We start from the raw sequence: 25,611 nt of genomic DNA on the forward strand, positions 1-25,611 counted from the left end.
GGAAAGGATGCGAGAAATTATACACAGTCCCATCGAATTTCTGCCATGACTCCCCTGCCCTCCCTCGCAGTGACGGCCGCTGCCCTCGCGCTCTCGGTAACGATGACCTACATTGTGCTGGCGCTCTGTCTCTCACTGGTCGGAGTCGGCCTGTTACGGGTGACGGAGCGGACGACTGTGGCGTACCTAGTCATCGGGGCTGGAACTGGTATCTATCTCGTCGAGAGCGCGCAGTTCCTGTTTGGTCCGCAGCTGCGGTTCAACGCCGACGGCAGGGTGGTGCTTTTCCTCACCGGCTGTCTCATCATTGCCGGTGCGGCCGGACTGCACCGCCGACGGTAAACGCGCGGCGTCCGGTCAGACTACGCTCAGATACCTTGTTCCCGTGCGGTCTGCCTTGACTACCCCCAGACACCCTGTTCGCGGTCCATGATACTAACGACCACGACGTGGGGGAGTGTGACGACGGCGATAAACACCAGATACAGCGCGACCCACTCCGGAACGGACCCCGGCGGGTTTGGGACGAGGAAGTACAGCCCGCCGAGCAGGGCGAGCGAAGCGGCGGTCAGCGGTGCGGCGTCGCGAGCGAACCGCGCCAGGGCAGCTGTCGGGTCGCGGTTTTCGAGCGCGGCAGTGGCGTCGTCGTCGACCAGCAGGAGGCGGGCGACGTGGCGCAGCGAGTGCCACAGACAGAAGTACACGCCGATGGCGAGCACCGGCGGGACGAGGGCGAAGTACGCGAGCAGGCCCAGTGTCTCACCTGCGTCGAGCAGCCACGGCCGGCGGGCATCGGCGCGAGCGAACCCGACGGCCAGCGTCGCCACGACGAGCGCGCCGTAGGCGAGGGCGAGCGCGGTCCGCACGTCGGTCCGGAACGCCCAGCCGATAGCGGCCACGGCGTCGGGCGCGAACAGCGAGACGAGGTCCGTCGCGACGCGGCGGTACCACTCCGGGAACGCGAGCAGCGGGACTAGCATCGGCAGGCCGCCGCGGACGAGGACGGTTCCGATTCGTTGCGGAAGGGTTCGGAGGTGGTCGGCGTCGGCCAGCGCACGCAGCGCGTACAGGTCGCCCTGCCCCCAGTGGAACCACGTCACGGCGATGAAGAGGACGAACGCCGCCGCGGGCGCGAGGAACCAGGCGACGGCGTAGGTTCCGCCGACGACGCCGTAGAGCGCGAACACGCGGGCGATAGCCCGCCAGTCCGGGCGCTTTCCGCGGGTGCGTGCGACCGCGAGGTGGTCGACCGCACCGTGGGGGAGGCCGAGCAGAACGGCACTGACGACCAGCGGGGCGTACTGGAGCGCGGGCGGTATCGAGACCCCGGCGAGGAACGGAGCAACGACGGCGAGGCTGGCGATCCAGCCGGGGACCAGCGCGACCCGGTAGCGAACCGACGGCTCGACGGTGGTGCGGCGGCTCATTCCCATCTGTCCCGAAGCCAGATGTAGAGCACGACTCCCTGCACGACGAACAGCGTCGTCAGGAAGAAGAACACCGCCTCCTCGATGGGCAGGTCGAGCAGGGGAATCGTGTAGCCGGTCGTGTACTGTTTCGAGAGGGTCCAGACGCCGAGTCGGATGGCGACGCTGTCGATACCGCAGAGATAGGCCGCCGGAACCAGTGTCGCGCCGCCGACGGTCCGCCACTCCTTGGCGAGGAACTGCCAGCCGAAGGCCCACTGAATGGCGAGAATCGGCCCGCTCCAGACCAGCAGCGACCCGAGGTACAGTCCCGAGTCGGAGCGCAGGAGCACGAGGCCGGACAGAACGACGACGAGCGCAGCGGCGAGTCCAACGAGCCGCGTCCGCATCGGCGTGGCTAGCTGGCGCTCAGTGTCCACCCGAAACCGGGCCACCCACAGCCCGACCATCGCGGTCTGCAAGACGAAAAAGAGGTACTCGCCGAGGGGAATCGACCAGAACCGCACCAGTACGGCGCCGTCGCCGTACCACCAGACGCCGCGTCGAATGAGCGCGCCGTCCCACGGCGTCGTGTAGACGAGCGCCAGGCCTGCAAGGATTGCCGTCCCTGTAAGGACGTCCCGGCGGTTCCCGAGGCGGTATGTCGCCGTCAGTGCCAATCCAGCCACGACCGGCACCACGAACAGGGCGTGGAACTGGAGATACGTGAGCGTAGGCAACATTAATTCAGATACAGCCGGTGGTCAGAAACGATACCCGGTGCGTGGCTGTCATCCACGCCACGCGGGTTGCCCGTGGCCGTGGGCGTCCGTCGGCGTCTCGCCGGGGCCGCGCTCGGAGACAGCGCTCACGGTGTAGAACGTCGCTTCGGGGTCGCCGTTGCGCCGCCAGTGCCACCACGTACGGGCGAGCAACCACAGCCGGCGACGACGAGTGAGTTCCGGCGTCTCCGTCAGCACGTCGTAGCCACGGTCGCGGATGAGTCGGTGGTGGTCAGCGTACAGGACCGCAGCCAGCAGCACGCCGAACTGGCAGTCTTCCGGGAGGTATCGGATGCCGGCGACGCCCTCGCGGTACAGTTCGTCGGTCCGAGCCAGTTCCTCCTGCATCACGGCACGGAAGGCGTCGTCGACCTCGGCGTCGGCCAGTTGCTCCTCGGTGACGCCGTGGCGGTCGAGCGTCTCCTGTGGGAGGTACACCCGGCCGTAGTCGTGGATGTCCTCGCGGACGTCCCGCAGGAAGTTCGATAGCTGGAACGCTTCGGCCAGCGCCGTCGCGTGGGGCAGGGCCTCCGCCTTCTGTGGCGGGTCCATCACCTCCGTCATCATGTGGCCGACAGCGACGGCGGAGCCGCCCATGTACTCACGGAGGTCCTCGAACGTCTCGTAGCGGGCCTGTGCGATGTCCATCTCCATCGCGTCGATGAAGACGTTGATCGTCTCCTCGGAGATGTCGTGACGCTCGGCCAGGTCCTGAAACGCCGCCATGACCGCCTCGTGGTCGGTCTCGGCCGGGTCGACGTTCCCGAGCGCGGCCTCGCGGATTACCTCCAGTTGCTCGTGCTGGACGGTCGGGGGCGGCCCATCCGTCTGGTCGACGACCTCGTCCGCGACCCGGAAAAAGGCGTACATGACGTAGGTCGGGTGGCGGATACGCTCCGGAAGCAGACGCGTCGCGAGGTGAAACGTCCGGCCGGTCTCCTGCTGTATCGATTTGCTGGTTTGGATGTTATCGGAGTGCATTGAAAGCTATCGGGCGGTCATTCGGCGGGCGATGCGTCGCGCACTTGTCGGCAGGCTGTCCGTAATAGTTCGGTCGATCCGTGAGTGCACCGCTGTCACGGGGGACTGTGTCCCGTCGGTTCGCCGGAGACAAACAGGACACTGGTTCCGTATCACTACATGTATATACGGTTGTTATCGGTATAAGCGGACTACCAAACTGCTTCGGGAATCGTGCCAGGAGTCCGCCGCAGGCGTAGGGATTCGCAAGCACTGGTTACCAGTTTTCGAACACTTCTTCCAGTAGCTTTCGCTCACCCGCACGGAGGTGCTGGTGGAACGTCGACGGACAGATGTCCATCGACTCGGCCAGTTGCTCGCCGGAGACGTCGCGTGGCCAGTCGAAGAAGCCGCCGAGAAACCCCTTCCGGAGCGCCGTTAGCTGGCGGTTGGTCAACCGCTCTTCGACGTTTGCGATGAACGCCTGACGGGAGACCGGCGGTTCGTCCCGTTCTCGCACGGAGAGCAGTTCCGTTTCCGGATACTGGCTGCGGACCTGCTCGACCACGCTTCGGGTCTCCATCGACGCCGGGAGCGTGACGGTGACTGTCGCCTTCCCCGGTTCGACCAGAATGTCGCCCGTCTGGGCCCCGCGGTCGGCGACGACCGAGACGACCGGCGGGTCCGAGACGGTGAATTCGAACAGCGCCGACGAGTCCGCCGTCGAGACGTGCGAGACGCCCGACACCTGCGGGTGGTCGGCGGCGACGGCACAGACCGCCGAGGGGTCGTCCGTCTCGACGAGGAAGAACATCACCGTCTCCTCACCGTCGGGGACGCTCCCACCGTACTCCATCGAGCAGCCGAGTTCGCTCGCCACGTCGATGTAAAAAACGTCGGGGTCGGTGACCTGCAGTTCGAGTTCGGTGACGTTGTCGGCGGTCAACAGCCGGCTGGTCTCGCGGGCGTCGATGGCCGCCGCGGTCGCCCGCCCGATGGTCCCCAGTACGGCCTGTTCGCGAGGGTCGAACACGTCGTCGCTGTCGGCGTAGACGGTAAGGACGCCGTACAGCGACTCGCCGGAGACGAGCGGGACTGCCGCGACCGACGCGACGTCGGAGTCGGCGAGTCGGCTGTGTTGCTCGTCGATGTCACCGGTCACGACCTGCATCTCCTCGGTGCGGGCCGCCTTCGCAACCGGGTCGTCGGCGTCCAGCGGGATGGACAGCGTTGTCGGGTGGTCGGCGGAAAGCGCCGTCGACGACAGCGTCTCGTCGCGCAGGTCGAGTTCGGACACCCAGGCGAACTGGTAGGAGTCGACCTCGGCCAGCCGGTCACAGACGGTCTGCTGGATGGCCTCGCGCGAGTCGACGGTCAGTACGTCGCCCATCACCGCTTTCAGCAGCCCGTCGACCCGGTCGACGAGCTGTGTGAGGTTCTGGCGCTCGGCCTTGAGCTCCTCGCTGCGGCGCTCGGCCGCCAGCTCGGCGAGCTTCCGCTGGGTGATATCGATGTGTGCGACGACTGCGCTCCCGGCCTCGTCGTCGGGCAGCGGTGCGACCCGCATCAGAAACCACTGCTTCTCCTCCGGGGAGTGACACGGGTACTCCATCGTGAACAGGTCCTGCTCACCGTCGATGACCGACTCGATGCCGCCGAGTGCCTGCCCGGCGTACTCGTCGGCGTCGATGTCGGTCGTCGCGAAGTAGTTCGTCCCCTCCATCTCCCCATCCTCGTCGCCCGCGAACTCCCGCCAGGCGCGGTTGGTGAACAGGATCGTCCCCTCGTCGTCGAGGACAGCGATATTGATGGGTAGCGTGTCCAACGTCGAGTGAGCGAGTGTCTCTGGTGGCTTCATTCAGTGTCCCTGGCTCCGAATAGCCGATACCCTGTGTAGTGGCGGCGGGTGAATAAACGTGTGGCCCGGAACGGGGAACTGTTGCCTGTGCGGAAAGCTCTAAGCGCTGTCAGTCGCAACTGGTTCGTATGTTCGGGTCCCGGAGTTCCCGGGGGGAGTCAGTCACCTGCATCGCGTGTGGGGAGTCCGTCCCACGGTCCGAGGCCCGCGAGTACGACAAACACGGCGACCGGTGGGACCGCCGGAACAAGACGTTCGAGCACCTCTGTAAAGCCTGTTTTGCCGACCTGTGCCAGCAGCCGCGGGACGGCCTCGAAACGACGCTTGACGCCGCCGGGGCCGGCGAGACCGACCAAGAGACCTTCCTGAGACGGTTCCGAGAACTCTCCGAGGGCGACACGCACAGGGAATGAGACGCGGAAGTCACGGCCCAGTCCCACCCCGACAGCCCTAACTACGCCCTGTTCGTACCGGGTGACATGACTACAGAGGACGCGCAAGCGGCCGCCGGGACCGCCGAGGGGCAAGGCCCCGTCGAGATCGACCCGGAGATGGCCCGCCATCTGGAGAACAAGCGCGAGGAACTGTTCGAGAAGTTCGGCATCCCCGACGAGTTCCCGCCCGAGGTACTGGAGGAGGCCAAAGAGCGCACGCAGGGCGTCCAGGCCGAAATCGAGGACGAGGTCGACGAACGCGAAGACCTCCGGGAGATGACGACCTGGACGACCGACCCCATCGACGCCCAGGACTTCGACGACGCCATCTCCATCGAGGAGCGCGAGGACGAGATCGTCCTCTGGGTCCACATCGCCGACGTGACTCACTACGTCAACCCCGACACGAAGATGTGGGAGCAGGCCGTCGAGCGCGGGAACACCGTCTACCTCCCGGCCTACACCGTCCACATGCTGCCGCCCGTCCTCGCCGAGACCGTCTGTTCGCTGGTCCCCAACGAGGACCGCCTGGCCCACACCGTCGAGATGCACCTCGACAAGGAGAACCTCGGCTACGAGGAGATCAACATCTACAAGTCCGTCATCCGCTCGGACGCTCGCCTGACCTACACCGAGGCCGAGCGCCTGCTGGACGAGCCGGAGACCGCAGAAGACGTGCTAGAGGACCAGAGCGTCGACCTCGCGGAGAAGACCGAGCGCGTCTGGGAACTGGCCGACCGGATGCACGAGCAGCGCAAAGAAGAGGGCTCGCTCGTCCTCAACCCCGCCCGCGACCGCGCCCACACCATCATCGAGGAGTGTATGCTGAAGGCCAACAAGGCCGTCACGCACGAGCTGATGTGGAACCGCGGCGTCGAGGCGATGTACCGCGTCCACCCACAGCCGAGCCCCGACGAGTGGGACGAGGCGCTGGTCGAGATTCAGGAACTCGACGGCGTCTCCATCCCCGGCGACGCCTGGGACGACCCGCGAAAGGCCGTCAACGCCACGCTCGAACAGGCCCCCGGTCGCCAACTCGACAAGATTCAGTGGGCCGTGATGAAGGTCATGCCACGCGCGAAGTACATGAACGACCCCTTCGGCGGCCACCACGCCCTGAACTTCGAGATTTACGGCCACTTCACCTCGCCGATCCGCCGCCTGTCGGACCTCATCAACCACTGGATCGTCTACACCAACGACGTGCCCGAGGACCTCGTCGCGCTGTGTGACCGCGCCAGCGACCGCCAGAAGGACGCCGAGCAGTGCGAGCGCGAGTACAAGAACTTCCTGCAGGAGGTCGGTCTGGACCCGTCAGCGGTCAACAACCGCGGTATCGAAGTCGTCGAGAATCCTGATGACGATGGCGAGGATGAAGACGCTGAAGCCGATGCCGCCGACGCAGCCGTTGAAGAGTAACGGCTAGCTAAAGTATCGGGTTCTGTTGTGCATGGTTCTGCAGCTACGGCCGTCGGGAGCCAGAAAGCCCCGGCTGGGTGGGACTGAAAGGGGCCGTGCTATCGGCGAACTCCGACGACGCAAGCACGCGAAGCGCGCGCAGCGAGGCGCAGGAGCCGATAGCGCGGGGGCTTTCTGGCTGTTCAAATATCACCACAAAGCCGTAGCAGCACCAAACAACCATCCCAGAGAGTCGCACATAGCAACAGCAAGACCTTTTCACAGTCGGTACGGCACTGCCCGTATGTGCCCTCCAGCACCCGCAATCGTCACCGAGGGGTTGACGAAGCGCTACAGTGGGGTCTCGGCGATAGCGGACCTCGACCTCACGGTCCCGCGTGGGAGCGTCTTCGGCTTCCTCGGCCCCAACGGCGCGGGTAAGACCTCGACGATTCGCATCCTGACGACGTTGACGAACCCAACAAGCGGCACCGCGCGGGTCGCCGGTGAGTCGGTCGCCGACCGCGCAGCGGTGGTCGAACACATCGGCTTCCTGCCGGAGGAGCCGCCGCTGTACGACGAACTCACCGGCCGCGAGCAGCTGGAGTACGTCGCCGGCCTGCGCGGGCACGAGGACTGGGGCCGCGTGGAATCGCTGCTCGACCGGTTCGACCTCGACGAGGACGCCGACCGGCGCGTCGAGACGTACTCGAAGGGGATGAAACAGAAGCTCGGGCTGGTCCAGGCGCTGTTGCACGAGCCGGAGGTTCTCTTTCTGGACGAACCGACCTCAGGGCTGGACCCGCGGGCCGCCCGGACAGTGCGTGACACCATCAGCGAAGTCGCGGCCGCTGACACGACGGTCTTTCTCTCGACGCACATCCTGCCCGTCGTCGAGGAGCTGGCTGACACCGTCGGCGTCCTGTACGACGGCGACCTCGTCGCGGAGGGGTCTCCCGATGAACTGACCGACAGCGTCGAGTCCGGGAGCACGCTCGAAGACGTGTTCCTCGACGTGACCAGCGAGCACCCGGGAGAGCGATGAGACGGCCGAGCGGACGACGGACACGACTGATCGCGCGGACGGAACTGCGGCGTACCTGGCGCAAGCTCAAGGGGACAACACGCGGCGCACTCATATTCCTCGGCGGCGGGCTGGGCATCAGCATATACAGTCTCGCTATCGGCGCAGGGGCGTTCTTTTTCGGCGGTGCCCTGGCCGACAGCGACCCCCACACGGTCAGGCTTGCGACGACGGCGGGTATCGTCGGACTGCTCGGACTCGTCGGCTTCTTCACGCTCCAGCACACGGTGAAATCGGCCGGCGAGCCCGACGCCGCCGACGGCCTGCTGACGACGGTCCCCTACGAGGACGCGGCGGCCGGGCTGCTCGCCGCCGAGGCCGGTCGCGTGTCGCTCGCGCTCGCCATTCCGATTGTGGCGCTAGTAGGCGGGCTTGCAGCCGGTGACGCCGGGGTACTCGTCGCTCTCGTGGCGCTCGTCGGGTCGGTCGCGGTCGCCCTGCTGGGGACGGTTCTCGGCTTCGGCCTGGGGCTGGTGACAAAACTGGTGGCGAACCGCTCGGCCTTCGTCGCCAGTCACCGCGCGAGCGTCGGGGCTGCCGTCTCGCTCATCCTGCCACTTGGCTGGGTCGCGATGACGGCCGTTCCGACGGTACAGCTTCGCGTGCTCCAACTGGCGACCCAGTCACCGCTCTCGTGGCCTGCCGACGTAGTCCTGCTCGTGCTGGGGACCGGCGGCAATTCGGTCGCTGCCGTCGTCGCCACAGCGGGGATTTTCGGCGCGCTCCCGGTCGGCGCAGTCGCGTGTCTGTGGCTGGCCGGGCGGGCCTGGTATGCCGATCCGGTCCAGCCCGACCACGAGTTCGACGCCGACGAGCGAACGCTCTCGGACCGTCTGCTGGCGGGGCGGGTCCCAACCGCGACCCGCGTAGTCGCACAGAAGTCGTGGCTCAGAGCCAAGCGAGCCCCCGTCACCGTCCAGTTCGCGGTCATGCCGTTCTTCTTCTTGGTGTATCACCTCCAGATAGTCATTCTGGAGCGGGTAGTGCCGCCGACGCTCCCGCTCAGCGCCGGCCTCGCCAGCGCGGCGGCGTTCGGGGCCGCGTTTTCGCTCAATCCGCTCGGCGGCGAGGAAGGGGTACTGCCGCTGACGCTGACCGCTAACGTCTCCGGCCGAGCCTTCGTCGCCGGGCTCGTCCTTGCGGGCGCGCTCCCCGGCGTCGTGGTGACGACGCTACTGGTCGTCGGCCTCGGTATCGCGGCCGGGACACCGCCAGTCACGCTCGCCGTCGGACTCTCACTCGCACTCGTGGCAACCCTCGCCGCGCCGGCCATCGCCGTCGGCACCGGCGTCGTGTTCCCGAAGTTCGAATCCTCGTCGGTGCAGGGCCGCGAAGTGGTGGTCCCGAGCGGCTGGGCGTTCGGACTGTACTTCCTCGTTCTCGGCGTGGCCGTCGCGCCGGGGAGTCTGGCGTACCTGCTCGCCGTCCGAGACCTGTTCGCGCTACCGGTCGATGACGCGCTCCTTCTCGGTGGGGGGCTGGTAGCGAGCGCCGCAATCGCCGTCGCTGGCGCTGTCGCCGGCTTCCTCTATGCCGCCAACCGCGTCGCGACCTACCGACTCGACTAGCAGATGGGCTTCGGGTCCAGTCCCATCGCCTCCAGCGTTTCCGCGTAGTCGTCGTACGCCGCTTCGATGGCTTCGGTCGCGGCCGCGGCTGCCGTCTCGCGCCCGGACTCCGAGAGGTGTCCGAGAGTGGCCTCCCCGTCGTCGAGTGCCGACGCCTCCCCTCGAATCTCGCGGAACGTATCGGCCCGCTGCTCGTCCGCCTCGTTGATGAAGAAGCTCACTACCTGCAGGTAGAACCGGTCGGCGAGCAGCGGCGCAGCGACGAGGCCGGCCCCGACGCGCCGCGCAGTCCCACTGACGGTTTCGAGGTGGTCGATGAACCCATCGGGGTCACCGGCGTCCGCGTCAATGCGGTCCGCCCGCTCGGCCGCAGCCTCGGCGGCTGCCCCGAACTGCGTCGCCACGTCGCTGTCAGACTCGTCGGCCCATCGACCGAGGATATCCGCAAGCCCCGACTCGCGGGTCGACGCTGCCGTGAGTACCGCCTCAGTCTCCAGCGTCGCATCCGTCGCGGCGATGAGAACCTTGTCCGAGCCCAGTCTGTCTCGCTCCGTCTCGGTTCGGTCGCGAACGGCATCGATAGTGGCTCCGGCGTCCATACGCCTGCTGGGAACGGCAGGGGCTTGAAATCCCCGCCCGATTTATCCGCCGGGCGGCGCTAGTGTCGGTATGGCCGATGACTACCCTGACCCGCCGACGGACCCGCCGTCACTATCGGCAGCGGCGTTGCAGGCGGAACTGGACGACGGCGAGTCGCTCCGGTTACTCGACGTTCGCGACCGTGACGAGTACGAGCAGTGGCGGATTCGCGGTGACTCGGTGACGGCGACACAGCTCCCATTTACGAAGTTCCTTCAGGCGAAGGTGACCGGCGAAGTGGACGACATCGTCGGCGACGTGGCCGGCACCGGCCCGATAACGGTCGTCTGTGGCCGCGGCGAGGCCAGCGCCTTCGTCGCCGGCCTGCTGACCGAACACGGCATCGAGGCACAGAACCTCAGCGACGGCATGGAGGGGTGGGCGCGGCTCTACGAGGCCCGCGAGATCACCTGCGACGCCGCAACCGTCCTCCAGTACCGCCGGCCGTCGTCCGGCTGTCTCGGCTACATGGTCGTCAGCGATGGCTCGGCCGCTGTCGTCGACCCGCTCCGAGCGTTCACCGACCGGTACGTCACCGACGCCGCCGACCACGACGCCTCGCTCACCCACGCTATCGACACGCACGTCCACGCCGACCACGTCAGCGGCGTCCGTCGTCTCGCCGCAGAGACCGGTGCCGAGCCGATCCTTTCCGAACGAGCGGTCGCCCGCGGTGTCGACGACGTGACCGCACTGGCCGCCGACGAAACGCTACGCGTCGGCTCGGCCACACTGGAGCCTCGTCCCCTACCCGGGCATACGACCGGCATGACCGGCTTCACCGTCGGTGACGTGCTGCTGGCCGGCGACAGCGTCTTCCTCGACAGCGTCGCCCGCCCAGACCTGGAAGCTGGCGCTGACGGAGCGAGGGATCTGGCCCGCGACCTCCACCGAACGCTGACCGAGCGACTCGCAACGCTACCCGGCGAAACAGTCGTCGCTCCGGGCCACTACAGCGAGTCGACAACGCCGGCTGACGACGGTACATTCACCGCTGCCCTGGGGACTCTCCGCGACCGGCTCCCGGGGTTCGCGATGGACCGCGAGGCGTTCGTGGAGTACGCCTGTGACGATATCCCGCCGCGCCCCGCCAACTTCGAGCGGATTATCGCCATCAATCTCGGAACGGAGACGGCCGACGACGACACCGCGTTCGAACTCGAACTCGGTCCGAACAACTGCGCGGCCGCGCCGTCGGACGCGGTGTGACACCGCCACGACACAACAGCGGCTACAACGGGAGTCGCTTGCGGATCTGATCCAGAATCGATTCGTCTTCGTCGGGCAACGACTCCCCCACCACGCCCTCGCCCGGGAGAATGACGGTTCGCTCGCCGTTGTCCTCGACCTCGATGAGGTCGTCCGCCTTGAGAGCCGCGAGCGCGTCCTCGATGCGGTCGATATTCTCCTCCGTCCGCGACCGAAGCTCGAAGACGGTCATCCCCTCATCACGGCGGTCAGCGAGCGCATCGAGCACCGCAACCTCTGTGTCGTCCCGGTCGCGATACTCCGGCTTCGCTCTCATATGTCCCTCTAAAACCGGCTGGGTCTAATCTTTGTCCCTCGTGAATCTAATCTGGGAACCTGATCCGACACGGTATAAACTGCTGAACCGGTAAGTCAGACCCCTGATCGGAGCGGTCGTCAGCGACAAACTCGCTGTGACTTATGATTCCGAACCGAGTGATTCGCTATCGTCCCTTTTCATGGTAAGCTGGCCCCTCTTCAGTGGTAGAGCCATACTTTGCCATGAAGACTCGGAGCGACCATTCGTCGGTATAGTACTTGTACGCCCAAATATATTTGATGTGAGTTGTTTCAAACACCCCGCCGTCTTCCGTAGTGAACGTCACATTGACCGTATCAGGAATGTACGTGTGGTCCCGGTCTGAATAACTATCATCGTCGTCATTGTAGTCTTCCACAATGACATAGTAGTTCCAGAGTGGGTCAAGCCGGTCATCTACAGTTTTAGTACGGTTCGTGGTGTCCCGCATCTGAATCGTCATGTGGTATGAATCATTTTCAGGGAAGGCTTCTGTCTCGGCAGACCGGTTATAATCAAGCTCGTGATATATCCGCTGCATATGCTCATCGAACCGCTCAAATTTCTCTGCCTTACTAAGTTCTTTCTCGCTGTTGGATTCAGTTTCTATTTTTGATTCCTCAGTAGCCACAAGCGTACTTTTGGCCTCCGTCGGCTCAGATGTTGTGGCTGGGGCCTCAGTAGCCCCCTGTGTGTGTTCTGGCGTCTGTATCGGCGTATCTGTCTGCTTGGCTGGTCCACTTCCACCTAGGAACGCGGAACAGCCGGCAGACATAATTAATAGAGCGATAGCAACACCGCTAAGAATTATTTTAGTATTAGTCATGGTTCTTGAATTTCATTGTTGGCGTCTTTTTCTTTGTTTTCTTTATCAACAAGTGGATGAGTCAGATCTTAATTCGGGACTAGCGTTGGCTCTGTTGCCGACCCGTTTCTGTCCACTCCTGTAAATAGCGCACCGCGCACAGCCCCACCACCAGCATTGAAAAATGCGGTTCCGCGAATGGGGGACAGCGAAGACAAGTCCACATAGGGAACATGCTTTGGATGCTGACAAACCCATCTCAGGACTAAGTACTTGACATCCATTGGGACTTGTCCGCATACGCATGGTACTTGCCCATATGATTACCGGAGCAGAGACTTGGAGCATAAGAGAAAGTGCAGTCGTCGCTAACAAGTATGAGACTTCTTTTCCAGCCCACTGTTTTCGCCACATTCTATTTAGAATTTATCTACTTAGTTTATAAACACTAGCTTTAGAGTTTAGAACAGAAGGCATTACCAGAAGCTCCACCCTCCGCCGCCGCCGTCATCATCGCTATCATCATCACCACCGCCACCAAACCAACCACCGTCATCATCGTTGTCATCGCCGCCGCTGTCATTGTCTCCACCACCAGTTAGTCCATCCAAGAAACCCCCATCATCGTCATCGCCATCACCTTCGCTACTGCTGCTGTCGCTATCGTCACTACTGCTGCTGTCATCACTGCTACTGCCACCGCCGTTATCGTAAGACCAATCATAGCCATCATCGTCATCACCACTCCCCCCATCTGGGTTTATCAAGTTGTTCGGTACGCTGGAGGCCGGTCGGGTACTACGACTGTCACTAGTACTTCTATCACCAGAACCGTCATCATTGGAGTCGTCAGGCTCTTCCGCAACGGAACTCCGCTCCTTTATATCGTCTTTTCGTTCATCGATAGTCTCCTTACTGAACGTGCCTCCGTAACCGTCCTCGGAGTACTTGTTCATGTTCTCTTCATCGATGATCTTAGTGAGTTCATTGTCAACGTACATCCACAAACCGTCCCGGCCGTCGGTGTCGACGATGGTGTCGCCGATAGTCATCGCGGCCGAAGTACAGCCCTTGTTCTGCCCGTCGACGTAGTAGCTTCCGCTACCACCCGGGCAATTACTGCCGCCGCCACCGTTGCCGGACGAGTCGGCGACACGAATCGTCCGGTTAGCGACGCCGCGCCGTCCGTCGGCATCGTAGGCGACCGCACGGACGGACACGGAGCCGGAGTCGTTGAACGTGTGCGTAATGGTCGCGGTCCCGTTCTCACCGGCGAGTCGTGTCTGGTTCTGGGCGGTGCCGTTGACGACCCACGCGAGCGTTCGGAGGTCGGCATCACCGGCAGTCGCGTTTGCAGCCAGATTCCGCCGGAGGCCAGCGGGTACCGCAGACGGGGCCGACATCGAGACTGACGGCCCACCAGCGGCCACCACGTCGACGTGGAGCGTGTCCGAGCGCGACGCGCCGTCATCATCAGTGACGGTGACAGTAACGTTGTACTGGCCGGTGTCGGCTGGTGAAAACGTCGTCTGGACGCAGGTCTGGCAGTCGGGCGTGCGCGTCGTGCCGTCCGGCGTTTCGATGGACCACTCGGTATCTTCGATTGTGCCGTCGGGGTCGCGCGAGCCGTTGGCGTCCAACTGGACCGACGTCTCTCGCTCGACGGACTGGTCCAGTCCGGCGTCGGCAAGCGGTGGCTGGTTCCCGGTCGCCACCGCTGTCCCGCCGAGAAGCGCCGAGAGGGCGAGGACCGACACCACGAGCGTCGTCATCCGCTGCATTGGCGTAACGTAGTACCGCTTCCAGTTATAAAATTTCACAAGCTGTGCTGAAATTAATGTAGCAGCGTCGCGAAACAGGGTAGCGTTCTGTCACGAGCGGTGGAGCCAACGGGCAGGGTTTAAGTACGCCACGGTGGGAAGTTCTGGCAATGGGTCTCAAATGTTCCGTCCTCGGGCACAAGTACGGTGAGACCACCGTCGAGCGCGAGCGCGAAGAGCAGGGTAGCGAAGTCGTCATCACCATCCAGGAACGGGAGACCTGTGAGCGGTGTGGAAATACGCGGATCGTCTCGGAGAACAAGGAGGTCACGGCAATCGAGACGCCGTCGGACATCGCCAGCGACCTCGTCGAAGACGAGTCCGAATCCGAAACGGCGGGGACCGAGTCACCGCCAGAAGACGAACCTGCTGATAGCGCGGCCGAACCCACAGACGAGGAATCGGAGCGCTCGGGTGGCTGGGATAGCGTCGACGACCCGGTCGAAGCACCGGACGACACAGGAATCGGCGACGAAAGCGTAGACGCCGGGGAACCGGTTGATCCGTCGGCTGACGACGCCGAGATTATCGACGACAGTGACGATGGCGAGGAAGAAAGCGGCGACGTGGAACTGGACGAGCCGACGACGACGGTCGACGTCCCGGACGCCGAAGGCGAGGAGCCGGTAACCGAAGACGAGACCGACCCGGAGAAAGACGACGGGCTCATTCTCGGCGAGGAAGAGGAATCGGAGTCGGCCGGCGACGACCGCCAGCCGGGCGAATGGCCCGATGAACCGGGGGACGACGGGGACGGCTGGTCGCCGGAGACGATGCCGGTCGATACCGGAACGGACGACGATTCGAGCGTCGAACCGACCAGCGACAGCGCCGTGACGGTTCCGGAAGGCGAGTTCGCCTGTCCGGAGTGTGGGTTCACCACCGAGGTGGAATCGACGTCGTTGCGCGCTGGGGACTTCTGTCCGGAGTGTCACAAAGGGTCACTTATCACCCGGGGCGAGGAGTGAACGCAAAGGGTAAGACAGCCCCTCGCAAAAACTCGCCCATGCGAGAGTACAAGATGCGACGGGGCGAGCATCTCGAAGACCGCGTCCCTGACATGGAAGCGTTCGTCGAGGAGTACTTCGGCGAAGTAACGGATACAGAAGAGTACGAAGGCAACGACCTGCTGGTCGTCGACGACCCCGACAACCCCGTGTTTGACCGGGTCGTCGCGGGCCGCGTCGAGTACGGCTCGAAGAAAGACAAGATCGCACTCCACATCGACGAGCGACCGGCAGAGGACGTCATCGCCGAGGGCAACGTCGATGCGGCCGAGGACGCCGTCGCTATCAAGAACGATTTCCTGGAGGAGGCGACCGACCGCGACGCGAAGGCACGACGCGACTCACTGAAGCGCTCGGTCGAGGACGACGCCGACGCCCCGGACAACGTCTAACGACGGTCGTCGGGCGCACGCAGTCCGCGAGTGCCGGCAGGCTGGTACTGCGTATCGGTTCGGCACGGCCCGCGTAGCCATCCGGAAATTCTTCGATATCGACACTGAGTACCGCCAGTATCACGCAGCGTCAGACGGGCGTCACATCTAAATACGCTTGTGGCATAGGTTCACATACGCCTCACCCGGAGGCGCGCACAAGTATCCGGGGCACGAGACACCCCTCGTGTTGCCACGGAGCCAGCTCCGGGGCAGCCTGTCATAGTTTGTCCGCCCGCCGGAGCGGACCCAATCCGGCATTCGAGCGCGGCCAGGTCAGTTACCGAGCCGGCATTCCCGTTTCATCGGCGCGATATCGACGACAAAATGCAGCCGTTGATCGGAAAGATTCGAGAGTCAGAACGGCGCTACTCGGCGAGCCCGTAACCGCGCTTGAACAGCACGTAGTCGATTGACAGCACGACCACGGTCGTCCCGGTCAGGACGGCCAGCGACGTGTTCGGATCGATTTCGGTGACGCCGATCATGCCGTAGCGAACGCCGTTGACCATGTATACCATGGGATTGAGAAGCGAGACGTTCCGCCAGAACGCCGGGAGGACTTCGAGCGAGTAGAACACCGCGCCGAAAAAGACCAGCGGCCGGAGAATGAACTGGTTCATCACTGTCAGGTAGTCGAAGTCGCTCGCCCAGAGGCCGCCGATGACGCCGAGCCCGCCGAACAGTGTGGTAATCACCAGCAGGAACGAGACGAGATACACGGGGTTGGCGACGGGAACCGAGGTGAATATCAGGCCCACACCGACGATCAGCAGTGACGTGACGACCCCCCGGAGTGCGCTGGCCGAGACATAGGCGGCCACCATGCTCCGGTTCGACATCGGAGAAGTGAGAACAGCCTGGATGTAGTCATTCCAGCGCCCGTGGAAGATAGTGAAGGAGGCGTTCTCAAAACTGTCCGAAATGGCCCCGAGTACGACCAGTCCGGGCAGGACGAACTGGAGGTAGCTCACGCCCGCAATTTCCCCAATCCGGCTCCCCAGAATCACGCCGAACACGGAGAAATACAGCGCGTTCGTGATAATCGGCGGGAGGAAGGTGTTGTACGGCCGGCGGACGAACCGGAGGATTTCCCGCCGAACAAGTGTCAGGAACTGCGTCGCGTTCGCGTTCATGCGGACACCTCCGCGTACTCGCGGTCGTCGCGGGTCATGTCGACGAACACCTCTTCGAGCGACGCGCGGCGGATATCGAGCGAGGTCACGGTGTGACCCTGCGCTTCGAGGTCGCGCATGATCGCCGGCGCGGTCTGGCTCCCTCCCATCGCCGTGACAGCCAGACCCTCGTCAGTCAGTTCGACGTCGGTGATCCCCTCCACGTCGAGTCGCGGGGCCGTCCGCGGCATCTCGGCGAGTTCGAGGACGATAGTGTCCGTCCCGCGGGCCATCAGGTCGTCGGGGGTCGCCACTTCGACTTTCCGCCCGTCGTCCATGATTGCGACCCGGTCACAGAGGCGTTCGGCCTCCTCGATGTAGTGGGTCGTCAGCAGAATCGTCGTCCCAGCGTCGTTCATCCGGTTAATAATATCCCAGAGGTCGTGCCGGAGCTGGACGTCGACCCCGGCCGTCGGCTCGTCGAGGATGAGCAGGTCGGGGTCGGAAACGAGCGCGCGCGCGAGGACGAACCGCCGTTTCATTCCGCCGGAGAGCCAGTCGAAGCGTGTGTCGCGCTTGTCCCAGATACCGACCGTCTTCAGCGCGTCTTCGGCGCGCTCCCGGGCCTCGGCCCGACCGATGCCGTGGTAGCCCGCCTTGTGTTCGAGCACCTCGATGATGGGGAAGAAACGGTCGACGTTGAACTCCTGTGGCGCGACGCCGATGCGGTCGCGGGCCTCCCGGTAGTCGTCCTCCACGTCGAAGCCGAACACCTCGGCGGTCCCCGCGTCTTTGTGGACGAGGCCGACCAGCGTGTTGATAAACGTCGTCTTGCCGGCTCCGTTCGGCCCGAGCAGCCCGAAGAACTCGCCCTGCTCGACTGTCAGTTCTAGGTCGTCGAGCGCCTGGACGTCGCCGTAGCGCTTCCCTAATCCACTGGCGCGTATCGCCGGTTCAGTCATTGCCGCCCTTAGCGTGGCGACACCGAAAAACGCATTGAAGCCCCCGAAAACCGGCAGTTAGACTGATACAAGCTGACAAGATCGACCGAACGGCGAGGTCCCGTTGGCCGGGCTGTCACAATCCTACTGACCGAGGCGTTCCCGGGAGATGCCGACGCCAGCCGGCGTGATGATGAGCTGGTCGTCGTCCTTCTGGACGATGTCGCCACCGACCTCGTTGGCGACCTGCTTGAGTTCGTCGCTGATGTGTTCCATCGTACGGTCCTGCGTGGAGTGGCGCGTGATGTCCGCGACGACCACGTCACCGTCGTAGACGGCGTCTTTGATGTCGATGACGTCCTGCTTGTCGCTGATACGGGCGATCCGAACCTGGCGTTCGAGTTCCGTCCCGGTCATCTCGAATTCGTTCGCGTTCAGTTCGACGTAATCCTCGGTGTTCCGAGAGGATCCAGACTCTCCGAGGATCTTGCTCATCAGTCCCATGTCACTCACGGCGTGCGCTACCCGTTTCAACTTTTCGTCCATCGAACGTATCGCCACAGCACCCCTGATCGGCCGTGGTGGCGAGCAGGAACAGCGAGTCCCACACAAAACGTTATTCAGCGGCGGAGCAAACACCGACAGCGATGCGCCCGCCCTCCATCAGAACGACTCCCCGCACCGTCGCAGCCGTCGGTGGCGTCGTCTATGCCATCGGGGTGCTGTCGTGGCTGTTTGCAAGCGGCGTCCATTTCTCGTCGCAGGACCCGACGACACTCGCGTTCGGGGCCGGCTACGCCGCCGTTGGGATGGTCCTCACAGGTGCCGTCCCGCTGTATCTCTGTAGCCGCCTCTCGCTTGTTACGCCAGTCCTCGTGACGCTCTGGCTGCTTGGCAACACGGTGTCGCAGTGGTTCTACGGGACGCATCTCCACCCGTTGTCGTCGTATCTCACCGTCTGGCCACTGCTGCTCGGGGTGGCCGTGAGCGCTGGCGTGGCCGAAGCGGTTGCTAGAATCGGCATAGACCGTACCCTCGACCGGTTCGGGCTTCGGCCGCTGGTGTGACTGGAGTGCGATACCAGTGGACTGCGCTACACCGAGAACTCGAAGAGGTCGTCGCCGACGTGGTGCAGCGACTTGACGACTTTTCCGCTGTCGCCGACCATGTCGTCGCCGTCGGTCTGTGCGCGGCCGACAGCGAGAAACTTCCCGTGGGACTCCTCGTTGATGACGACCAGGTCGCCCTCGCTGATGTCGTCGTCGGCCTCGGTGATACCCGGCCGCATGATGTCAGCGCCGTCCGAGACAAAGGAGACGGCCCCGGCGTCCACGGTGACGATGTGTTTCTCCGGTGGGTACTGATTAGCTCCCTGAACGGTCAGGAACGGTTCGCCGTTCAGATAGAGGACGAGCGGGTCGCCGTCGACGAGGACGACATCCCAGTCGCTGTCGTCGAACTCGACCTTCTCGAAGCTGTCCGCGTCGAGTTCGACACCGAGGTTCTCCGACAGCGCTGTCGTGATGGTGTCGACCTCGTCCGAACGGAGGTGGTGTCGCGACTTGACTTCCATGCCCGCGTCTCCTCGGCGACAGACGGTAAGCGTAACGAAGCGCGCGGGCGGTGTGGCGGACGCAGGTTTTTGTCCGCGCGGTCCAAGGTCGGGGTATGCGAGTCGTCACGCTCCTGCCCTCGGCGACGGAAATCGTCTACGCGCTCGGCGTCGAGCCGGTCGGCGTCTCACACGAGTGCGACCATCCGCCGGCGGCCCGCGAGAAGCCGTCAGTCAATCGCTCGCGTGTCGACCCGACGGCCTCAAGCGGCGAGATCAACGAGCAGGTCGCGGCCGCCGAGGAGGACGACGGCGTCTACGCCATCGACCGCGAGACGCTGGCAGAACTGGACCCCGACCTCATCGTCACCCAGGGCGTCTGTGACGTGTGTGCTGTCGACCACGTCATCGTCGCCGAGGCCGTCGAGGAACTGGGACTGGACGCCGACGTGCTGACGCTGGACGTCCACAGCCTCGATGACCTGTTCGAGTCCATCCACCGGGTCGGCGCGGCGGTCGGGCGCGACGACCGCGCCGCAGACCTCGTCGCGGACCTCCGGGAGCGCGTCGCAGCAGTGGAGACAACAGCGGCGCGGGCCGAGACGACGCCCCGCGTGGCGGTGCTCGACTGGCTCGACCCGGTGATGGTCGGCGGGCACTGGGTGCCAGAGATGGTCCGGAAAGCCGGCGGCACCTATGGAATGGAAGAGGCGGGCGCTCACTCCCGGCCCCGCGAGTGGGAGGAGGTCGTCGACTACGACCCCGAGGTGCTGGTGGCCGCGCCCTGTGGCTTCGACGTGGCACAGACCCGCGAGAACATCGCTGACCTGACCGAGCGGCCCGGCTTCGACGATTTGACTGCGGTCCGGGACGGCCGGGCGTACGTCATGGACGGCCACCACTACGTCAACCGCTCGGGGCCGCGGCTGGTGGACACACTGGAGTTCCTGGCGGCGCAGTGTCACCCGGACCTGTTCGAAACGCCGCCGCGGGACGCCGTGGTCGAACTCGGGACGGTCCGGGCCTAGACGGCGGCCGCGGCTAGGCCGACGTAGGTGTTGCCGACCACGACTGCCGCGCCGAGAGCGACGACGAACAGGAGCCAGGCCCGCCACAGCGGGACCCGCTCGACCACGTCGCGACACTCTAGCAGGACGACGCCGACGTAGAGGACGACGGCCATCTTCAAAGCGATTACGAGCAGCGGTTCGTGGATAAGGAGGGTCCGTATCCAGGGGTTTGCTTCCAGCCCCGGCCCGGCAAACTGCGCGGCAAACAGCGTCGACAGCGCGTCACCGAAGCCCCAGACGAGCACCAGCGAGAACACGAGTTCGACGTAGCCGGACTTCTGGAGGCGAACCGAGAGGGGATGCGATGCGTGGTCAGGGCTGGACATGTGAGGGGATACCGATACTCGCGGTTGTCGGCGCATAAAGCTCGCTTCCACAGTATCAGCCATGAAAACTGGCGGCGAGTACAGGGCGAGCCGGTCAGTACAGAGCGAGTCGGTCAGTCCTCGGCGAGCGAACAGCGTCCCTCGTAGCTTGCGTCGGCGACGCTCGCGATGGCCGGGTCCTCGCCACACACCGGGCAGTCGGGGTTGGCGGCGACGGGGATTTCCTCGAAGGACATCTCGGCGGCGTCGTAGGCGACGAGTCGCCCCTCCAGCGTCTCGCCGTAGTCCATCGCGAGCTTGACGACCTCGGTCGCTTGCATGCACCCGATAGTGCCCGGCAGGACGCCGAGAACGCCCGCGGTCGCGCAGTCGGGAACGGTTCCCTCCGGCGGCGCTTCGGGGAACAGACAGCGGTAACACGGACTGTCGCCGGAGAACGTCGTTACCTGGCCCTCGAACTGGAAAATCGCGCCGTGGGTGAAGGGCGTCCCCGACAGCGTGCAGGCGTCGTTGACGAGGAACCGCGTGGCGAAGTTGTCGGAGGCGTCGACGACGATGTCGTAGTCGGCTACCAGGTCGGTCGCGTTCTCCCGCGCCAGCCGCAGGTCGTGGCGATCGACAGTCACGTCGGGATTGAGGCCGGTGACGAACTCGGCGGCGCTGTCGACCTTCGGTCGGCCGACATCGTCGTCGCCGTGGATGACCTGCCGCTGGAGGTTCGACCGCTCGACCACGTCGTCGTCGACGATACCCAGCCGCCCGATGCCCGCAGCCGCGAGGTACTGGAGGACCGGTGCGCCGAGGCCGCCGGCCCCGACGACCAGCACGTCGGTGTCAAGCAGCGCGGCCTGGCCCTCCGGCCCCACGTCGTTCATGATGATATGCCGGGAGTACCGGTCAAGCTGTTCTGGATCCAGATCCGGTCGCATAGTGGCCGTACGCCACCCGGAGAAATAAACGACGGGTTCGTCGCGGGGGGCACGTTCGGGACGCAGAGCTGATCCGAACAGCCGGGACAGTTCGCCGCTCAGTTGTTGCGCTGGAGGTCCGCGACGAGATCGTCTATCGCCTGATTGATGTCGGTGAGAAGGTCGGTTTGCTCATCGGATTCCTCGGCGATGTCGGCCGTACCGTCGGCGATATCCTCGGCTGCGTCCGTGGACTGGTCGATCATGCTGGCCACTTCCTCGGTCGAGGCGGCCTGCTGGTCCGTCGCCGTAGCGACCTCCTCGATACCGTTGTTGACCTCGCGGACGGTGTCGTCGATCTCTTCGAGGATTTCGGTCGACTCCTCGACAGTGTCGATACCGTCGTCGATCTCTTCGTTGCTCTCTTCGAGGCTCTCGACGGCGTTCTCGGTGTCGTCCTGAATGCCGTCGATCATCTGCTCGATGGTCGTCGCCTGCTCCTGTGACTCCTCGGCGAGGCTCTTGACCTCGTTTGCGACGACGGCGAACCCTTCGCCCGCCTCACCGGCGCGAGCGGCCTCGATGGACGCGTTCAGCGCCAGCATGTTGGTCTGGTCGGCGATGTCGTTGATGACGTCGACGATCTCGTCGATCTCCTCGACGCTCTCCTGAATCGTCTTGACGTCCTCGGCGACGCTGTCGGCCGCCTGCTGGATGTTCTCCATCGCCTCGTGGACGTCGTCAGCGTTCCCCTGCCCGCGTTCGGCGAGTTCCTTTGCCTCGCGGGAGGCCGCGGACACCTCTTCGGACGACGAGGCGATCTGCTCGACCGACGCCGAGAGGTTCGACACCTCGTTTGCGATGTCTGTCAGTCCCTCGTACTGCTCGGCGGCCTGTTCGCGGATCTCGGCAGTTTCCTCCGCGATTCCGACCGACGTGCCCTCCAGCTCGGCCAGCATCGTCTGGATCTCGCTCGCTGCAGTGTGGCTGTAGCCGGCCTCCGTGTCGATATTCTCCGCGACGTCGTCCTGGATGTCCGTGTCGATCCCCGTCCCTGTTTGGTTCGTTACATTTTCCGTCGGTCTCTCAGCCATAGTAGTCGTCACAATGGGAGGGGAATATAAAACGAGTTGCCCAATAGTATCAGAGTCGATATCTGGAACGGGGTTCGTCGACCGTCGTGTCAGCAGTCGTACAGCGCGCGGTACTTCTCCTCGGCGTAGTCGAGGAAGTGCTCGGCGGTGAAGGACTCGCCCGTCGCTTCTTCCACGAGGTCGTCAGTCCGATAGCGTGCGCCGTGCTGGTGGACGTTCTCGGTGAGCCAGTCGTGAATCGGGCCGAACTCGCCGGCGCGGACGTGGTCGTCGAAGCCGTCGATGTCCTGCCGAGCGTGGTGGTCCAGTTGCGCGGCCAGCACCGACCCGAGCGTGTAGGTGGGGAAGTACCCGAAGGCCCCGTTGGTCCAGTGGATGTCCTGCAGGCAGCCCTCGGCGTCGGTGTCGGGGCGGATACCGAGATACTCTTCCATCTTGTCGTTCCAGACCCCTGGCACGTCTTCGACGGCGAGGTCCCCACGGATGAGGTCTCGCTCGATTTCGAAGCGGACGATGATGTGCATGTGGTACGTTAGCTCGTCCGCCTCGACCCGGATGAGGTTGTCGTCGTACACCTCGTTGAACGCTTCGTAGAACTGCTGGGCGGTGGCGTCGGTCCCGAGATGGTCGTTGGCCGTCTCGGTGAAGAAGTCCCAGAACGAACGCGAGCGGCCGACGTGGTTCTCCCAGAAGCGGGACTGTGACTCGTGAACGGAGAGGTCGCGATTGTCGCCCAACGGCGTGCCGTACGCTTCCTGTGGCAGGCCGAGCGTGTACGTGGCGTGACCGAACTCGTGGATGGTCGAGCCAAGCGCGTCCAGCGGGTCTTCGGGGGTGAATCGGGTGGTGACGCGGGCGTCGAACTGTGTCCCCATAGAGAACGGATGGGGGGCGGTGTCGAGGCGGCCGCGGTCCCAGTCGTAGCCAAGCGTGTCAAGCGCTGTCTCGACGAGGTCGTGCTGGGTGTCGTCGTCGTAGATGCCCTCGAATGGGTCGGCAAGCGTCACGTCGCTGTCGGCGATGTCGTCGATGAGCGGGACGAGCGCGTCGCGGAGGTTCGTGAGTACTTCCTCGGCAGTGTCGATGCCGAGATACGGCTCGTACTCCTCGAACAGCACCTCGTAGGGGTCGCGGTCGGGGTCGATGGCGGCGGCGTACTCCCGGCGGAGTTCGACCAGTTCTTCGAGCGTGTCGGCGAAGGCGTCGAAGTCGTCCTCGGCCTTGGCTTCCTTCCAGACCGGCAGGGCGTTCGAGGACGCTTCGGAGAGGCGTTCGACAAGGTCTGCGGGGACCCTGGTGGCCCGCTCGTGGTCCCGCCGGACCTCCCGAACGACGGCCTCCTGTTCGGGGTCGAGGTCGGCGTCGTCGAGTTCGTCCAGCCAGTCGGCCAGATCGTCGTCGGTAAGCAGATCGTGATGGAGCGTCGAGATGGCGGAGGTCTGTTTCGCCCGGGCCGGCGTGCCGGCGTCGGGCATCATCACCTGCTGGTCCCAGTTGAGGACGCCGCCGGCGTCCTCGACGTAGTGGAGGCGGCGGACGTGATCCAGGAACTGCTCGTACGTGGACTCGCTGTCCTCGCTCGCTGTTGCCATACGGCGGCGTTAGGCCGGTGACCGTAAAGGCCCGACGCCGCCGGTAAGGGGTGCACTAGCTAACAGGACACATCAGGGCAGCGCGGAACAGCCGACAGTCACTCGGGCGGCCACGACTCGGCAACGTCCTCGTAGATGTCTCGACACCGCTCCAACACAGCCAGCGACACGCTCTCATCACCAGTGTGGGCCTCGCCGGGTTCGGCCGCGCCGACAATCACGCAGTCCGTCCCGGCCTGGGCGAGCCAGCCGGCGTCGGTCGCGTGCGGTTTGACGACGTGTTCAGGTGTCGCGTCCTGCGCGGCGGTAGCGGCGTCCAGCACCCGCTCCGCGAAGTCGGCGTCGCCACAGGCCATCGGCGGGAGGTCCTGGTCGACGCGCCAGGAGACGCCGTCGATAGCTTCGACCCGGTCCAGCGGCGCGCGCTCGCCCGGGACTGTCCGCTCGTCGACGGTGACCTCGCATCGCTCGGGAATGACGTTCCAGGCCGAGCCGCCATCTATTTCCGTGACGGCGACACTCCCGCTCATTTCGTGGCCCAGGACGGTCGTCTCGGGGAAGTCGAGGTCCCGGACCATGTCGACGGCGTCGGTCGCGCGGTAGATGGCGTTCGCGCCGGCTTCAGGTTCGCTGGCGTGGGCCGCCGCGCCCTCGGCGACGATAGTCGATCCCCGCCGGCCTTTGTGGGCGACGGCTACGTCCGTCGTTCCTGGTGCGGAGTAGCCGGTCGACCCCTCACCGACGACGGCGTAGTCGGGCGCGAAGCCGTCCTCAATGGCGGCCTGGCACCCGATGCCGCCCTGTTCCTCGCCGACGAACGAAGCGAAGACCAGTTCGCCGGCGGGGTCGGCGTCCCGGAAGGCCAGCAACGCCGCGGCGACACACCCCTTCATGTCCGCTGCGCCCCGGCCGTAGAGACGGCCGTCGCGTTCCTCGACGACGTACTCGCCGTCGGCGTCGACCTGGGACTCGTCCGGCGGGACGACGTCGTGGTGGCCGACGAAGGCGAGCGAGTCGTCGGCCTGGCCCTTGCGGGCGATGACGTTCCCGTGGTCGTCGCGGGTGACTTGCGCATCGGTGTGGTCCCGGAGCCACGTCAGGATGTACTCCCCAGCAGCCGCTTCGTCGTCGTGACTGGGGATCGAAACGAGGGCACGAGTCAGCGACGGCAGCGTCTCCATACCGTGGGTCGTGTGCCGGAGCGGCAAAAATCCGGGGCAGGTGAGCCTGCCCGCGGACGGCAGGGACGGAGAGGGCACGGACTCCATACCCTTA

General features: G+C 64.7%; 27 protein-coding genes. 10 read left to right on the plus strand and 17 right to left on the minus strand.

Annotated elements, in window-relative coordinates; genetic code table 11:
* The first annotated feature begins 45 nt into the window (after positions 1–45).
* On the plus strand, positions 46–342 hold the full coding sequence (locus HAH_RS12435) for a hypothetical protein (protein WP_014041238.1): 297 nt from the start codon (positions 46–48) through the stop codon (positions 340–342).
* A 59-nt stretch (positions 343–401) separates the two neighbouring features.
* Here the strand turns inward: HAH_RS12435 and HAH_RS12440 are convergent, their stop codons facing one another.
* The 4 genes from HAH_RS12440 to HAH_RS12455 form a co-directional block, all read right to left on the minus strand.
* A complete protein-coding gene (locus HAH_RS12440; RefSeq protein WP_014041239.1) occupies positions 402–1,427 on the minus strand; it encodes a Brp/Blh family beta-carotene 15,15'-dioxygenase in 1,026 nt (341 codons plus the stop codon).
* Positions 1,424–2,149, minus strand: coding sequence for a lycopene cyclase domain-containing protein (locus tag HAH_RS12445; protein ID WP_014041240.1), 726 nt, complete (start codon positions 2,147–2,149; stop codon positions 1,424–1,426). Before HAH_RS12445 ends, HAH_RS12440 begins: the two co-directional genes overlap by 4 nt.
* A 48-nt stretch (positions 2,150–2,197) precedes the next feature.
* Entirely contained in the window at positions 2,198–3,169 is a 972-nt protein-coding gene (locus tag HAH_RS12450; RefSeq protein ID WP_014041241.1) for a phytoene/squalene synthase family protein, read from the minus strand.
* A gap of 256 nt (positions 3,170–3,425) precedes the next feature.
* Entirely contained in the window at positions 3,426–5,006 is a 1,581-nt protein-coding gene (locus HAH_RS12455; protein WP_014041242.1) for a bacterio-opsin activator domain-containing protein, read from the minus strand.
* A 128-nt stretch (positions 5,007–5,134) separates the two neighbouring features.
* On the opposite strand from HAH_RS12455, the gene HAH_RS12460 reads away from it, so the two are divergent.
* From HAH_RS12460 to HAH_RS12475, 4 genes are all read left to right on the plus strand, one after another.
* On the plus strand, positions 5,135–5,419 hold the full coding sequence (locus HAH_RS12460; protein WP_014041243.1) for a DUF7562 family protein: 285 nt from the start codon (positions 5,135–5,137) through the stop codon (positions 5,417–5,419).
* Between the two features lie 66 nt (positions 5,420–5,485).
* Complete coding sequence (locus tag HAH_RS12465) at positions 5,486–6,859, plus strand: RNB domain-containing ribonuclease (protein WP_014041244.1); 1,374 nt, start codon at positions 5,486–5,488, stop codon at positions 6,857–6,859.
* Positions 6,860–7,142: 283 nt separating this feature from the next.
* Entirely contained in the window at positions 7,143–7,883 is a 741-nt protein-coding gene (locus tag HAH_RS12470; RefSeq protein ID WP_014041245.1) for an ABC transporter ATP-binding protein, read from the plus strand.
* Positions 7,880–9,490: a hypothetical protein gene (locus tag HAH_RS12475; protein ID WP_014041246.1), complete on the plus strand. Its 1,611-nt coding sequence runs from the start codon at positions 7,880–7,882 to the stop codon at positions 9,488–9,490. The genes HAH_RS12470 and HAH_RS12475 overlap by 4 nt, the downstream gene beginning before the upstream one ends.
* Here the strand turns inward: HAH_RS12475 and HAH_RS12480 are convergent.
* Positions 9,487–10,089 (minus strand): hypothetical protein, encoded by a 603-nt coding sequence (locus HAH_RS12480; RefSeq protein ID WP_014041247.1) that lies wholly within the window; start codon positions 10,087–10,089, stop codon positions 9,487–9,489. The two genes, HAH_RS12475 and HAH_RS12480, sit on opposite strands and share 4 nt — an antisense overlap.
* A gap of 70 nt (positions 10,090–10,159) precedes the next feature.
* On the opposite strand from HAH_RS12480, the gene HAH_RS12485 reads away from it, so the two are divergent.
* A complete protein-coding gene (locus tag HAH_RS12485; RefSeq protein WP_014041248.1) occupies positions 10,160–11,338 on the plus strand; it encodes an MBL fold metallo-hydrolase in 1,179 nt (392 codons plus the stop codon).
* 22 nt (positions 11,339–11,360) lie between these two features.
* Here HAH_RS12485 and HAH_RS12490 read toward each other — a convergent pair whose 3' ends face one another.
* The 3 genes from HAH_RS12490 to HAH_RS12500 all read right to left on the minus strand — a co-directional run bounded on the left by HAH_RS12490 (position 11,361) and on the right by HAH_RS12500 (position 14,261).
* The gene (locus tag HAH_RS12490) at positions 11,361–11,654 is read right to left on the minus strand and encodes a DUF6432 family protein (RefSeq protein WP_004958397.1); all 294 of its coding nucleotides are present in this window, start codon (positions 11,652–11,654) and stop codon (positions 11,361–11,363) included.
* Positions 11,655–11,820: 166 nt separating this feature from the next.
* The gene (locus HAH_RS12495) at positions 11,821–12,501 is read right to left on the minus strand and encodes a hypothetical protein (protein WP_044952029.1); all 681 of its coding nucleotides are present in this window, start codon (positions 12,499–12,501) and stop codon (positions 11,821–11,823) included.
* 455 nt (positions 12,502–12,956) lie between these two features.
* On the minus strand, positions 12,957–14,261 hold the full coding sequence (locus HAH_RS12500; RefSeq protein ID WP_023843409.1) for a PKD domain-containing protein: 1,305 nt from the start codon (positions 14,259–14,261) through the stop codon (positions 12,957–12,959).
* Positions 14,262–14,410: 149 nt separating this feature from the next.
* On the opposite strand from HAH_RS12500, the gene HAH_RS12505 reads away from it, so the two are divergent.
* The gene (locus tag HAH_RS12505) at positions 14,411–15,268 is read left to right on the plus strand and encodes a DUF7093 family protein (protein ID WP_014041251.1); all 858 of its coding nucleotides are present in this window, start codon (positions 14,411–14,413) and stop codon (positions 15,266–15,268) included.
* 38 nt (positions 15,269–15,306) lie between these two features.
* Positions 15,307–15,699 carry a DUF5611 family protein gene (locus tag HAH_RS12510; protein WP_008308010.1) on the plus strand — a complete coding sequence of 131 codons (393 nt, stop codon included), beginning with the start codon at positions 15,307–15,309 and terminating at the stop codon, positions 15,697–15,699.
* Between the two features lie 407 nt (positions 15,700–16,106).
* Here the strand turns inward: HAH_RS12510 and HAH_RS12515 are convergent, their stop codons facing one another.
* The 3 genes from HAH_RS12515 to HAH_RS12525 form a co-directional block, all read right to left on the minus strand.
* Positions 16,107–16,874 carry an ABC transporter permease gene (locus HAH_RS12515; protein ID WP_014041252.1) on the minus strand — a complete coding sequence of 256 codons (768 nt, stop codon included), beginning with the start codon at positions 16,872–16,874 and terminating at the stop codon, positions 16,107–16,109.
* Entirely contained in the window at positions 16,871–17,815 is a 945-nt protein-coding gene (locus HAH_RS12520) for an ABC transporter ATP-binding protein (RefSeq protein WP_014041253.1), read from the minus strand. The genes HAH_RS12515 and HAH_RS12520 overlap by 4 nt, the downstream gene beginning before the upstream one ends.
* Positions 17,816–17,938: 123 nt before the next feature.
* Complete coding sequence (locus HAH_RS12525; protein ID WP_014041254.1) at positions 17,939–18,298, minus strand: cell division protein SepF; 360 nt, start codon at positions 18,296–18,298, stop codon at positions 17,939–17,941.
* Positions 18,299–18,441: 143 nt separating this feature from the next.
* On the opposite strand from HAH_RS12525, the gene HAH_RS12530 reads away from it, so the two are divergent.
* Positions 18,442–18,861 (plus strand): hypothetical protein, encoded by a 420-nt coding sequence (locus HAH_RS12530; protein WP_014041255.1) that lies wholly within the window; start codon positions 18,442–18,444, stop codon positions 18,859–18,861.
* A gap of 26 nt (positions 18,862–18,887) precedes the next feature.
* On the opposite strand, the gene HAH_RS12535 is transcribed toward HAH_RS12530, so the two are convergent.
* Positions 18,888–19,367 (minus strand): RNA-binding protein, encoded by a 480-nt coding sequence (locus HAH_RS12535; protein WP_014041256.1) that lies wholly within the window; start codon positions 19,365–19,367, stop codon positions 18,888–18,890.
* A gap of 95 nt (positions 19,368–19,462) precedes the next feature.
* Between HAH_RS12535 and HAH_RS12540 the strand changes: the two genes are divergently transcribed.
* Positions 19,463–20,374, plus strand: coding sequence for a cobalamin-binding protein (locus tag HAH_RS12540; RefSeq protein ID WP_014041257.1), 912 nt, complete (start codon positions 19,463–19,465; stop codon positions 20,372–20,374).
* Here the strand turns inward: HAH_RS12540 and HAH_RS12545 are convergent.
* The 5 genes from HAH_RS12545 to HAH_RS12565 form a co-directional block, all read right to left on the minus strand.
* A complete protein-coding gene (locus HAH_RS12545; RefSeq protein WP_014041258.1) occupies positions 20,371–20,742 on the minus strand; it encodes a DUF5658 family protein in 372 nt (123 codons plus the stop codon). The genes HAH_RS12540 and HAH_RS12545 overlap by 4 nt on opposite strands.
* Before the next feature lie 113 nt (positions 20,743–20,855).
* The gene (ubaA, locus tag HAH_RS12550) at positions 20,856–21,671 is read right to left on the minus strand and encodes an SAMP-activating enzyme E1 (protein ID WP_014041259.1); all 816 of its coding nucleotides are present in this window, start codon (positions 21,669–21,671) and stop codon (positions 20,856–20,858) included.
* Between the two features lie 98 nt (positions 21,672–21,769).
* A complete protein-coding gene (locus HAH_RS12555) occupies positions 21,770–22,744 on the minus strand; it encodes a methyl-accepting chemotaxis protein (protein ID WP_014041260.1) in 975 nt (324 codons plus the stop codon).
* A gap of 89 nt (positions 22,745–22,833) precedes the next feature.
* Complete coding sequence (locus HAH_RS12560) at positions 22,834–24,336, minus strand: carboxypeptidase M32 (protein WP_014041261.1); 1,503 nt, start codon at positions 24,334–24,336, stop codon at positions 22,834–22,836.
* Positions 24,337–24,434: 98 nt separating this feature from the next.
* Positions 24,435–25,517 (minus strand): M20 family metallopeptidase, encoded by a 1,083-nt coding sequence (locus tag HAH_RS12565; protein ID WP_014041262.1) that lies wholly within the window; start codon positions 25,515–25,517, stop codon positions 24,435–24,437.
* Between the last annotated feature and the right edge of the window lie 94 nt (positions 25,518–25,611).

Origin of the sequence: Haloarcula hispanica ATCC 33960, from assembly GCF_000223905.1 — an archaeon.
Lineage (GTDB): Archaea > Halobacteriota > Halobacteria > Halobacteriales > Haloarculaceae > Haloarcula > Haloarcula hispanica.